This is a genomic window from Pseudomonas nitroreducens (assembly GCF_014204515.1).
GTDB classification, from domain to species: Bacteria; Pseudomonadota; Gammaproteobacteria; order Pseudomonadales; family Pseudomonadaceae; genus Pseudomonas; species Pseudomonas nitritireducens_A.
Window position 1 is genome coordinate 1 of the sequence record NZ_JACHLI010000002.1, and the last position, 12,319, is coordinate 12,319.

General features: G+C 66.4%; 9 protein-coding genes. 4 read left to right on the plus strand and 5 right to left on the minus strand.

What is annotated here, in order from left to right; all coding sequences use genetic code 11:
• Window positions 1-124: 124 nt before the first annotated feature.
• The 5 genes from HNP46_RS02770 to HNP46_RS02790 form a co-directional block, all read right to left on the minus strand.
• Window positions 125-1,552: an amino acid permease gene (locus HNP46_RS02770; RefSeq protein WP_184585997.1), complete on the minus strand. Its 1,428-nt coding sequence runs from the start codon at window positions 1,550-1,552 to the stop codon at window positions 125-127.
• A 599-nt stretch (window positions 1,553-2,151) separates the two neighbouring features.
• On the minus strand, window positions 2,152-4,395 hold the full coding sequence (locus HNP46_RS02775; protein ID WP_184585998.1) for an ATP-binding protein: 2,244 nt from the start codon (window positions 4,393-4,395) through the stop codon (window positions 2,152-2,154).
• Window positions 4,392-5,153 (minus strand): substrate-binding periplasmic protein, encoded by a 762-nt coding sequence (locus HNP46_RS02780; protein WP_184586353.1) that lies wholly within the window; start codon window positions 5,151-5,153, stop codon window positions 4,392-4,394. The genes HNP46_RS02775 and HNP46_RS02780 overlap by 4 nt, the downstream gene beginning before the upstream one ends.
• A 105-nt stretch (window positions 5,154-5,258) precedes the next feature.
• On the minus strand, window positions 5,259-6,008 hold the full coding sequence (locus HNP46_RS02785; RefSeq protein ID WP_184586354.1) for a response regulator: 750 nt from the start codon (window positions 6,006-6,008) through the stop codon (window positions 5,259-5,261).
• A gap of 110 nt (window positions 6,009-6,118) precedes the next feature.
• Window positions 6,119-6,766, minus strand: a complete 648-nt coding sequence (locus HNP46_RS02790; RefSeq protein ID WP_184585999.1) for a TetR family transcriptional regulator C-terminal domain-containing protein — start codon at window positions 6,764-6,766, stop codon at window positions 6,119-6,121.
• A 197-nt stretch (window positions 6,767-6,963) separates the two neighbouring features.
• Between HNP46_RS02790 and HNP46_RS02795 the strand changes: the two genes are divergently transcribed.
• The 4 genes from HNP46_RS02795 (at window position 6,964) to HNP46_RS02810 (ending at window position 11,940) form a co-directional block, all read left to right on the plus strand.
• Complete coding sequence (locus HNP46_RS02795; RefSeq protein WP_184586000.1) at window positions 6,964-8,067, plus strand: polyamine ABC transporter substrate-binding protein; 1,104 nt, start codon at window positions 6,964-6,966, stop codon at window positions 8,065-8,067.
• A gap of 228 nt (window positions 8,068-8,295) precedes the next feature.
• Window positions 8,296-9,714, plus strand: a complete 1,419-nt coding sequence (locus HNP46_RS02800) for an aminotransferase (RefSeq protein WP_184586001.1) — start codon at window positions 8,296-8,298, stop codon at window positions 9,712-9,714.
• A gap of 53 nt (window positions 9,715-9,767) precedes the next feature.
• Window positions 9,768-10,637, plus strand: coding sequence for a helix-turn-helix transcriptional regulator (locus HNP46_RS02805; protein WP_184586002.1), 870 nt, complete (start codon window positions 9,768-9,770; stop codon window positions 10,635-10,637).
• A 292-nt stretch (window positions 10,638-10,929) separates the two neighbouring features.
• Entirely contained in the window at window positions 10,930-11,940 is a 1,011-nt protein-coding gene (locus tag HNP46_RS02810) for an alpha/beta fold hydrolase (protein WP_184586003.1), read from the plus strand.
• Window positions 11,941-12,319: the final 379 nt, after the last annotated feature.

A 12,319-nucleotide genomic window follows, 5' to 3' on the forward strand; every position in this document is an offset into this window, starting at 1 on the left:
CACATAGTGGCGCGCCACCTCTAGCTTGAACTTCCCATCATGCCTTGCCATGTGGACCCCTCAGAGTTGGTGTCCAACATCTGGGGGTCAGTTCAAAGGCGGGGCTTCTGTGGGGTGACAAGACTCAACCGATGCTCGGCACCGCCTCGTCCACCAGCACCTGGCCGCGCTTGCGCTTGAGCACGTAGTAGGCCAGGTAGCAGGCCGCCATGAAGCCGAAGCCCCAGTACAGCGACGGGCGCTGGGTCGGGTCCAGCCAGAGGAAGACGAACAGCGAGCAGCAGATGGCGATGCACGCCAGCGGGATCAGCGGGAACAGCGGCGCGGCGTACTTCAGGTCGGCCACGGTGCCGCCCTTGGCCATGTGCTCGCGGCGAAAGCGGTACTGGGCGTAGGCGATGACGATCCAGGTGACGGTGCCGGACATCCCGCTGACCGCCATCAGCACCATGAACAGGGTGTCGGCGGCGACGATGCTGGTCAGCAGCGACAGCAGGGCGAAGGCCAGGCTGATCAGCAGCGCATAAAGGGGCACGCCGCGGGCGCTGAGTTTTGACAGCTTGCGCGGCGCCATGCCGGTCTTGGACATGGCCCAGAGGATGCGGGTGGAGGCGTACAGCCCGGAGTTGCCCACCGAGAGAATCGCGGTGAGGATCACGAAGTTCATCAGGTCGGCGGCGTAGGGGATGCCGACCATGTCGAACACCTGCACGAAGGGACTTTCCATCAGCCCGGCCTGTTTCCACGGCACGATGCAGGACAGCACGGCAATCGCCAGCACGTAGAAGATCAGCACGCGGAACACCACGTTGCGCACGGCGCGCGGGATGCTCTTCTCCGGCTGGTCGGTCTCGCCGGCGGCGACGCCCATGATCTCGCAGCCCTGGAAGGCGTAGACCACCGTCATCATCACCGCGAACACGGCGGACAGGCCGTTGGGGAACAGGCCGTCGCTGACCAGGTTGTTCAGCCCCGGCGCGGCCTCTCCGCTATTGAGCGGAATGGCGCCGAAGATCACCAGCAGGCCGACCACGATGAAGCCCAGGATGGCCGCCACCTTGATCCCGGAGAACCAGTATTCGGCCTCGCCGAAGGCGCGGGTGGCCAGGGCGTTGAGGGAGAACAGCACGACCACGAAGAAGCCCGACCACAGCCAGATCGGTACCTCGGGGAACCAGCGGGTCATCAGCATGCCGGCGGCGGTGAACTCCAGGCCCACGGTGGAAGCCCAGCTCATCCAGTAGACCCAGCCGATCATGAACCCGGTGGCCGGGCCGATGAAGCGCGTGGCGTGGGCCTGGAAGGAACCGGAGACGGGCATCTGCACCGACAGCTCGCCCAGGCAGACCATCACCAGGTACATCAGCACGCCCGCCACCAGGTAGGCGAGGATGGCGCCCATGGGACCGCCGGAGCCGATGGTGACACCCGAGCCCATGAACAGGCCGGTGCCGATGACGCCGCCCAGGGACAGCATGAAGATGTGACGGCTCTTCAGCGCGCGGGTCAGCTGAATCTTTTCGCCGCTATGGCCGTGATGGGTCTCAGACATGGCGCACCTCCAGGAAATGGCGGGCGCGGCTGAGCGGAACTCTACGTTGGATCATTATTGTTATCTCCAATCAATCAGAGGCCGTGGCTCGGGCACGGATGCAGCCGATTATTGGAAGGCGATGTAAGGCGGGGTTGTTCGCCGGGATCGAAGTTGTAGAAAGATGTAAGGATTTTGTGTATGGCGCGTGGGGCGGGGCTTTCGGCGTTTTCTTCTGGTAGGAGCGAGCTTGCTCGCGAACCCGTCCTGCCTTGGAGTCGCCGGGAATCACCTGCGCGAGCAAGAACTGGGCGTCCCCCTCGCTCCTACAAGTCTCGGTGAATTCGGTGCTCGGGCTTTCCCCTCACCCTAACCCTGGCTACGCGCCCCGCTCCTGAGGGAGAGGGGACTGTCCTCAGCGAGCTTGAATAACGGCACTCCCCGGCTGCATCCGCGACCAACACCCACGCCGAACGGCCCCCTCTCCCTCCGGGAGAGGGCTGGGGTGAGGGCATGCCTGCGCACCCAAGCCAAGCCCGAGCACTCCGTAGGGCGTATAACGCGCCAGCGTTATCCGCCGCAGCCATCGGCGGCGGATAACCTGTTCCAGGTTATGCGCCCTACGTCCGAGCACTCTTCAGCAGCTCAGCGGCAACCACCCTCTCCCGCTCCAGCCGTCCGATCCAGTCGCCGGACAGCACTCCCGCCAACGCCGCCTCCTCCAGCTCACCCAGGCCATCCCCCAGCCCACGCAAGCCCATGGACCGGCAACTGCCTGCCAGCCGGTGCGCCAGGCTCGCCACCTCGACGGCGTCCTCCTGGCGCAGCGCCTCCAGCAGCAGCGGCCATTGCTCGTCGAGCAACTTCCAAAGACTGGCCAGCAGCTCATTCAGCTTGTGCTCACCCAGCAGACGACGGTGGGTATCGAGCACCTGGCGATCCAGCGGGCCGTTATCCACAGCCGCGGGCAGCAGGTCCCAGGCCACGCCGGACAGCGCGCGGCGCAGGTCGTCCAGGCGCAGCGGCTTGCCCAGCACGCCCTGCATGCCGGCCTCGAAATAGCGCAGGACCATCCCCGGCTGCACGCTGGCGGTGAAGGCGTGGATCGGCGTGGTCGCGTTGCGCCCGCCGGCCTGCGCACGGATCGCCCGGCACAGGTCGAGGCCGTTCATGCCCGGCAGGTGCATGTCCAGCAGGATCAGGTCGAAGCGCCGCGCAGCGCTGAGCGCCAGGGCGGGCCCGGCGTCGTCGGCCAGTTGCACGCAGTGGCCGTCGCGCTCCAACAGCGCCTGGGCGACTTCACGGTTGAGGGCAACGTCTTCCACCACAAGCACGTCCAGTGCCGGCGCCTGCGCGACGGCGACGCTGGAGCGCGGCATCACGCCCGGCGCCAGCACGATCTCGAACCAGAAGGTACTGCCCTCGCCTTCCAGGCTCTCCACCCCGATCACACCCCCCATCGCCTCCACCAGCCGCTTGCTGATCGCCAGGCCCAGGCCGGTGCCGCCGTAGCGCCGCGCCACCTCGTCGCTGGCCTGGGTGAAACGCTGGAAAATCCTTTCCTGCTGTTCGGCGGAAAGACCGATGCCATCGTCGGTCACGCTGAAGCGCAGGCGTTGCCCCGCCTCGCGGTTTTCCAGCAGAGCGACTTCCAGCAGGACTTCGCCTTCCTCGGTGAACTTCACCGCGTTGGCCAGCAGGTTGCTCAGCACCTGGCGGAGGAACTGCTCGGCGCCCCGGCAGGCGTCCTGCACCTGCGCTCCGACACGCAGGCGCAGGGCGGTGCCGTTGTCTTCGGCGCGCGGCTCCAGCAGGGTCACCACGTCGTCGAGCAGGCGGCGCAGGGAGAAGTCCAGCGGCTCGGGCTGGCTGGCGCCGTCCTCCAGCTTGGCGAAGTGCAGCACCTCGTTGAGGATCGCCAGCAGCCCTTCGCCGGCGGTGGACAGTGCCTGCAGCCGGCGCCGGTCCTGCTCGCCCAGGGGGGCGGCACGCAGCAGCTCGGCCATGCCGAGGATGCCGTTGAGCGGGGTGCGGATCTCGTGGCTCATGGTGGCGAGGAAGCGGCTCTTGGCGCGGTTGGCAGCCTCGGCGTCCTCCTTGGCGCGGCGCAGGCTGGCGGTGCGCCGCTCGACCCGGCGCTGCAGCTCGTCGCGCTTGCTCTGCAAGGCCGCGCGGTCGGCCTCGCGGCGCTTCAGCTCGGCCCGCATGGCGCGGCGCAGGCCGTCGAGGGCATCGGCGACGGTGTCGATCTCGTCCTCTTCGCCCGAGCGCTTCTTCGCCAGCCTCAGCTCGCTGCCCAGGTCGCCGCCGGTGAGCCCGCGGACGAAATCGGCCATGGCGCGCAGGTGGCGGGTGACCAGGCTGTGGAACAGCCAGCTCAGCGCCACCGCCAGGCCGCAGAGGAACACGCCCATCCACAGCAGGTTGGTCAGGCCGCCCTGCAGCAGGCGCCGGTAGACGGCGCCGAGGTCGACGCTGATCTGCAGTTCGCCCAGCTCGCGCCGCTCGCCGTCCGGCGGCTGGAAGTCCAGGGCGTAGCGCTCGACGCGCAGCGGGCCGCGCTTGTGCTCGGCATCCTGCACCAGGTTGAAGTCGGCGCTGCGCAGGCGCACCTGGGCGATATCGGGGAAGTCGGCCAGGCCACGCAGCTGCACGTTGAGCTGCTCCTGGTTGAGGTCCCACAGGCTGCGCTCGAAGCTGGCCAGATAGCCGACGCGGATCAGCTCCAGGCGCGCGTCGATGTCGCGCATTTCGCGGCGGTATTCGAAGTACAGCTGCACCGCGCTGGCCAGCACGGTGAAGCACAGGCTGAACAGCAGCACCCGCAGCAGCAGGCGCCGGCCCAGGCCGCCCGGCAACCTCAACGCGGCACCCCATCGCCGGCATGCAGGGCCCGGTAGTCGTGCTCGCTCTGTTCCAGCCAGCGGTCGACACTGCCATCGTCCACCCGCTGCCTGAGCAGCGCATCGATCTCGTCCATCCGCGCGGCCAGCGGCGAATGGCGGGAGACGGCGATGCGCAGGTAGTCGACGGTCAACGGCCGGGTCAGCGCGAAGATGTCCTGGCCGCCGGCCAGCTGCTCGACGAACAGGGTGCCGGTACGCCGCTCGTGGGCGATGAAGTCGATGCGCTGGCGGATCAGCTTGCCGAAGTTCTGCCGACTGTCGGAGACCCATTCGACGTTGCCGTGCTCGGCGACGAAGCGGTCGAACTGCGGACCGTAGCTCTCGCCGAAGAGCAGCCCGCCACGGTACTGCGCAAGATCGTTGAGCTGCTCGAAGCGCACCGGTTTGCGGCGGTTGTAGAAGATCGCCACTTCCTCGCGCAGCACGGGCACGCGGGAAAACAGCAGGCCGTCGTCGCGCTGCGGGGTCTGGTAGGCGAGCACCACGTCGACGCGACCCTCGGCGGCATCCAGCAGGCAGCGCTTCCAGTTGCCCAGGACCACGGTCTGCACCTCGTAGCCCAGCTGGCCGAGCACGCTGCGCACGGTCTGCGGGGCGAGGCCGCGTACTTCGTGGCCGTCGCTCCAGGAGATGGGCGGATAGACGGGGTAGTCGCAGTAGCGGATGGGTTGGGCGGCTTGGGGCGCTGTGCATAAGAGCAGAGCCAGGAGAGGTATGAAGAGTCGGAACGGGGGCTTCCCTCTCCCTAACCCTCTGACTAGGCGTCCCCCCCATGAAGGGAGAGGGGACCGTCCTGCGCCCCATGAAATCACCCTGCTAACTCAGGCGTCGGCAGGCGTGGCGGTGAACAGGTAGCCGGCGCCGTGGATGGTGATGATCAGCTCCGGCTCGGCCGGATCGTCGCGCAGCTTGCGGCGCAGGCGGCCAACCAGCACGTCGATGGAGCGGTCGTTGGGCAGCCATTCGCGGTTGCGAATCTGGTCCATCAGCTGGTCGCGGCTCAGGGTGTGGCCGGTGTTGCGCAGGAACACGCAGAGCAGCTGGAACTCGCCGTGGGTCAGCGGGGTTTCGCTGCCGCCGGCGTCGATCAGGCGGCGGCGGTCCGGGTCCAGCGTCCAGTGGGCGAAGCGCCGGTGGTTCTGCCGGCTGCCGCCCTGGGCGAGCGCAGCGACGGGTTGCCGGGCATGGCGCACGCGGCGGATCAGGTTCTTCGCGCGGGACACCAGCTCGCGGGGATTCAGCGGCTTGATCACGTAGTCATCGGCGCCGCATTCCAGGCCGACGATGCGGTCGATGTCATCGTTGCGCCCGGTGATCAGGATGATGCCGACCTCCGAGCGCACGCGCAGCTCGCGGGTCAGGGTCAGGCCGTCCTTGCCGGGCAGGCGGATGTCGAGCATCACCAGGTCGATGGGCTGCCCGGCCAGCTCGGCTTGCGCGAGGCTCGCCTCGGCCTGTTCGGCGGTGCCGGCGCCCAGCACGTCGTAGCCTTCCTCGCCGAGGTAGGCCTGGAGGAGCTCGCGCACCACCGGATCGTCGTCAACGATCAGTACACGGGAAGTCATCGCAATACCCTGCTGAAGCCGCCGCTCGTGGCGGGGCCATTCTTGTTATGCGTGGAGGTAGAGCTGTAGGAACTGTCCTGCAGATGGCGGCAGGTTACCGTCCGCTGAACAATCGATCAACAGGCTCCCGACGCCCGACGGAAGCGCTGCCGGCCGCCGTGCTGGAGGCCGTCCACCCAGGCTTCGCAGATCTGCACGCCCTGTTCCGGGGTGAAGGTATTGGGGTTCAGACCGGACTCCAGCCACAGGCCATCGAGCAAGGCGCTGAGGGCGATCGCGGCGAGCTCCGCATCGAAATCGGACCATTCCTGCTCGTTCGCCAGTTCAGTGAGTGTCTGGGTCAGCAGCGAACGGTACTCACCGTAGGAATGATCGTGGGCCTCGTTGATCGCTTCGGCGGTCTTCACCGCGCCCCAGAACGCCAGCCAGGCGTCCAGCAGCTGCGGATCGAGCAGCTCAGCGCAGAACGACGCGCGGAAGAACGCCGACAGGCGCGCGCGGGCATCCGGCGCCGCCTCGGCGATGGCCTCGCGCAGCAGCTGCATGACCCGCCCGGTGACGGTCAGGTAGGCCTCGGCCACCAGCTCGTCCTTGCCCGAATAGTGGTGGTTGATCAGCCCCACCGAGACGCCCGCCTCGGCGCAGATCTTGCGTATGGAAGCTCCCTGGAAGCCATGGCGCTTCAGGCACGCGAGGGTGGCCTCGATCAGCAGCGCCTTGCGCTGCTCCGGCTCCAGTCGGGTAAAGCGGACTTCCTCGTTCATGCCTGGGCTCCTGAGATTCAGGGGGCCAATCTGAACGATTGTTCGATTAGGCGCCAGCCCCCGTCCGTTGCGCGAAGCGTTCGACCCTGCGCAAAAGCACCTACCCGTTCGGGGAATGGTCCGGACGGCGCCCCTGGTCGAGAGTGGCTTCATCCGCGATTCGACCAATCCATAACAAGATCAAAGGTGGGACTGACATGCAGAAAACGCTCGCAGCAGTACTCAGCGCGGCGCTGGCGACCTTGCCGGCACTGGGTCACGGGGCAGACGCCGAGGGCGCGAAGACCCTGCGGTTGTACAACTGGACCGACTACATCGGCGAACACACCATCGCCGACTTCGAGAAGGAAACCGGGATCAAGGTGGTCTACGACACCTTCGATTCCTACGAGACCGTGCAGGGCAAACTGCTGCCCGGCCGCTCCGGCTACGACCTGGTGGTGCTCAACGCCGCCCTGGTGCCGCCGCTGTTGAAAGCGGGCGTGTTCCAGCCGCTGGACAAGTCCAAGCTGCCCAGCTGGAACAACCTCGACGCCGACGTGCTCAAGCACCTGGACCACTACGATCCGGGCGTGAAGTACTCGGCGCCCTACACCTGGGGCAGCAACGGCATCACCTACAACATCGACAAGATCAAGCAGCGCATGCCGGACGCGCCCATCGGCTCGCTGGCGATGCTGTTCGATCCGAAGATCGTGTCGAAATTCGCCGATTGCGGGGTGACCATCATCGATTCCCCCACCGACGTGATCCCGCTGGCCCTGGCCTACCTCAAGCGCGACCCCAACAGCGCGCTGCCCGAGGACCTCAAGGCCGCCCAGGACCTGCTGCAATCGATCCGCCCGTACATCCGCAAGTTCGACTCCACCAGCTACCTCAACGGCCTGGCCAACGGCGACCAGTGCATGGCGATGACCTGGTCCGGCGACTACGCCACCGCCCAGGCCCGCGCCGACGAAGCCGGCGCCAAGGTCAAGCTGGGCTACTTCGTGCCTAAGGAAGGCTCGCTGATCTGGTTCGACGACTTCTACATCCCGGCCGACGCGCCACACGTGGAAAACGCCCACAAGTTCATCGAGTACATGCTGCAGCCCAAGGTGGCCGCCGGCGTCGCCGACTACATCCGCTACGCCTCCAGCAACGCCGCCGCCACCCCGCTGCTGGCCGCCGAAGTGCGCAACGACCCGGCGATCTACCCCGACGCCGAGACCCGCGCCCGGCTGTTCACCCAGAAAGTGCAGAACCCCAAGGCCACCCGCCTGATCACCCGTACCTGGAACGCGGTGAAGACCGGGACCTGAGGTTCAGTCGTTTGAAGAGCCCCCTCTCCCCAGCCCTCTCCCTGAAGGGAGAGGGGGCAGCCCGCAACGGTGTTCGAGGACGTCATGTTCCTGAGACTCCACTGGCGGCGGGCCAACCATGATCTTCGGAATCGCCAAGCGCACCGAACGGTCCCCTCTCCCTTCAGGGAGAGGGTTAGGGAGAGGGCAAGGACTCGCAAGACGAACCGTAATTTCGAGGTACAGACCATGACCACCACCACCCCAGCCTACTTCGCCCAGTTCAACGACGAGCAGCTGGTCGCCGCCGACAAAGCCCACTACATGCACGGCTACCACGTGTTCGACGACCACCGGGTCAACGGTGCGCTGAACATCGCCGCCGGCGAGGGCGCCTACATCTACGACACCAAGGGCAATCGCTACCTGGACGCCGTGGGCGGCATGTGGTGCACCAATATCGGCCTGGGCCGCGCGGAAATGGCCGATGCCATCGCCGAGCAGGTGCGCCAGCTGGCCTACTCCAACCCCTTCTGCGACATGGCCAACGTCACCGCCATCCAGCTCTGCGAGAAGCTCGCCGAACTGGCGCCGGGCGATCTGGACCACGTGTTCCTCACCACCGGCGGCTCCACCGCCGTGGACACCGCCTACCGCCTGATCCAGTACTACCAGAACTGCCGCGGCAAGCATGAGAAGAAGCACATCATCAGCCGCATCAACGCCTACCACGGCTCGACCTTCCTCACCATGTCGCTGGGCGGCAAGGTCGCCGACCACCCGGCCGAGTTCGACTTCCTCAAGGACGTCATCCACCACATCTCCTGCCCCAACCCCTACCGCGCGCCGGAAGGGATGACCGAAGGCGACTTCCTCGAATTCCTGGTCAAGGAGTTCGAAGACAAGATCCTCGAACTGGGTGGAGACAAGGTCGCCGCCTTCTTCGCCGAGCCGATCATGGGCTCGGGCGGCGTGATCATCCCGCCCAAGGGCTACCACCAGCGCATGTGGCAGGTGTGCCAGAAGTACGACGTGCTCTACGTCGCCGACGAGGTGGTGACCTCCTTCGGCCGCCTCGGCGCCTTCTTCGCCTCCGAGGACGTGTTCGGCATGCAGCCGGACATCATCACCACCGCCAAGGGCCTGACCTCCGGCTACCTGCCGCTGGGCGCGTGCATCTTCTCCGACCGTATCTGGAAGGTGATCGGCGAGGCCGACAAGGGCCGCTGCTTCGCCCACGGCTTCACCTACAGCGGGCACCCGGTGAGCTGCGTGTCGGCGCTGAAGAACATCGAGATCATCGAGCGCGAGAATCTTCTTGAGCACGTGAAGGACGTCGGCGGCTACCTGGAGCAGCGCCTGCAGGAACTGGCCGAGCTGCCGCTGGTGGGCAGCGTGCGCTGCCAGAAGCTGATGGCCTGCGTCGAATTCGTCGCCGACAAGCGCAGCAAGGTGCTGTTCCCCGAGGAGCTGAACATCGGCGAGAAGATCCACCTCCGCGCCCAGGCCAAGGGCCTGCTGGTGCGGCCGATCGTGCACCTGAACGTGATGTCGCCGCCGCTGACCATCACCCGCGAGCAGGTCGACGAGATCGTCGACACCCTGCGCGAGTCGATCCTCGAGGCCGCCGACGACCTCAAGCGCAGCGGTGATTACGCGGGGCACTGATGATCGATCCGAGGATTTTGCCTACACCCCGGCGGCCCTTTATGCTGCCGGACATGAGCGAATCCCAGGCACTGAGCGAAACGTCCGACGCACCGGCCCTGCATGCCTGGCATGCGGGGCTGGCGCGCGCCCTGGCCAGCGTCGGCGAAGTCGTCTTCGTCGAACGCCTGGCCGACGCCCTGGGCTGCCTGGTGCCGGTGGAGTCGGTGATGCTCGGCCTGGAACAGCGCGGCCAGCCGCCGCAACCGCTGTACCAGCGCGGCGTCCACCCGGAGCATCACGAGGCCCTGGTCGACCGCTACTATGCCCGCGGCTACCTGCTCGACCCGTTCTGCCTGGCCATGGAAGACGGCCTCACCGAGGGCTTCTACCCGCTGGCCGACATCGCCCCGGACGATTTCTTCGCCAGCGAGTACTACAAGACCTACTACCTCAAGTTCGGCTGCACAGAGGACTGCCACTTCATCATCGACCTGGGCGAAGCGCGCAAGGTCTCGCTATGCCTGTACCAGGGCGAGAGCGGCGCACGTTTCAGCGAAACCCAGCTGGACCTACTGGCTACCGCCCTGCCACTGGTGCGCGAGCTGTTCCGCCAGTTCGAGCGCAATGGCGGGCTGGACCTGCTGCTGGCCGGGCGCGGCGTGAAGGTCAGCCTGCAGGATGCCCAGGCGCCACTGAACCGGCATATCCGCGCGGCCTTCATGAACTTCGGCGCCGACAAGCTCACCGAGCGCGAGCGGGAAATCGCCCACCTGCTGCTGCGCGGCCACTCGGTGAAATCCAGCGCGCGGGTGCTGGATATCTCCCCGGAAACCGTGCGCATGCACCGCAAGCACCTCTACACCAAACTCGAGATCAACTCCCAGGCGGAGCTGTTCTCGCTGTTCATCGACTGGCTCACTGGCGACGCCAGCGCCGCCTGAACCTGCTCTTCGCAGGAGTGAGTGGAGCGCAGCGATACCCATGCGGTGGTCGCGCGGTATCGATGAGTATCGCTGCGCTCCACGTCATCCTACGGTTCTTCCCACCGGTGAGCGTGGCTCTTGTAGGAGCGAGCTTGCTCGCGAACCGAGCGGGCACGAAACGAAGCGATTCGCGAGCAAGCTCGCTCCTACGAGAAGCCCAAGCGCCAATGCGGCATTCGCCGGAAAAATCTGCCAACCTATGGCGCTGACCGCTGTCAGACCCGTGCCCCACCACCAGGAGAGCTCCCCGATGTCCCGACGCTGGCTACCCGCCTTGCTGTTGGCCGCCGCCCTGCCGCTGCACGCCGCCGAATCCAAACCCACCTACGGCCCGGAACTGGAGCGTTTCAACTACGCCTACCCGGTCGGCCACTACAGCTTCGCGTCCCAGGGCCACCACATGCACATGGCCTACCTCGACGTGAAGCCCAGGAAGCAGCCCAACGGCCGCACCGTGGTGCTGCTGCACGGCAAGAACTTCTGCGCCGGCACCTGGGAAACCACCATCGCCGCCCTGAGCGACGCCGGCTACCGGGTGGTGGCGCCGGACCAGATCGGTTTCTGCAAATCCACCAAGCCCGAGCGCTACCAGTACAGCTTCCAGCAGCTGGCGACCAACACCCACGCGTTGCTGGACCACCTGAAGATCGGCAAGGTCACCCTGGTCGGTCACTCCACCGGCGGCATGCTCGCCACCCGCTATGCGCTGATGTACCCGCAGCAGGTCGAGCAGTTAGCCATGGTCAACCCCATCGGCCTGGAAGACTGGAAAGCCCTGGGCGTGCCCTACCGCACCCCGGACCAGTGGTACGAGCGCGAGCTGAAGACCAGCGCCGAAAGTATCCGCCAGTACGAGCAGGCGACCTACTACGCCGGCCAGTGGAAGCCCGAGTACGACAAGTGGGTGAACATGCTCGCCGGCCTGTTCAACGGCGCCGGCCACGAACGCGTGGCGTGGAACTCGGCGCTGCTCTACGACATGATCTTCACCCAGCCGGTGGTCTACGAATTCGGCCAGTTGAAGATGCCGACCCTGCTGCTGATCGGCACCAGGGACAACACCGCCATCGGCAAGGACATCGCCCCCGCCGAGCTGAAAGCCAAGCTGGGCAACTATGCCGAGCTGGGCAAGGCCACCGCCAAGGCCATCCCCAACGCCACCCTGGTGGAGTTCGACGACCTGGGCCACGCGCCGCAGATCCAGGACCCGAAGCGCTTCCACGAGGCGTTGCTCAAGGGGTTGGCGGACTTCAAGCACTGAGGTCTTGTCGGTGATCTGCGCCGGCGGTGAGCGATCGCGGACGGCGTCCGCTCCTACGTTTGCCAGGGGCTTCGGCGTGGGGTTTGCCCTCACCCCAGCCCTCTCCCAGAGGGAGAGGGCGCCGTTCGCAGCGCGAGGATGTCACAAACTCAGCCGGCGAGCTCGACGTTTCCCGAGCGCAGAGGACAGTCCCCTCTCCCCCTGGGAGAGGGTTAGGGTGAGGGCCCGCCGTGGCACCGACCTGATCTAATTGTAGGAGCGAGCTTGCTCGCGAACCGCCCAGCACCCGAGTCGCCGGGAAATCCAATCGCGAGCAAGAACTAGGCGTCCCCCTCGCTCCTACAAGAAACACGGCGCCAGCCCCAGCAAAAACGCCGGC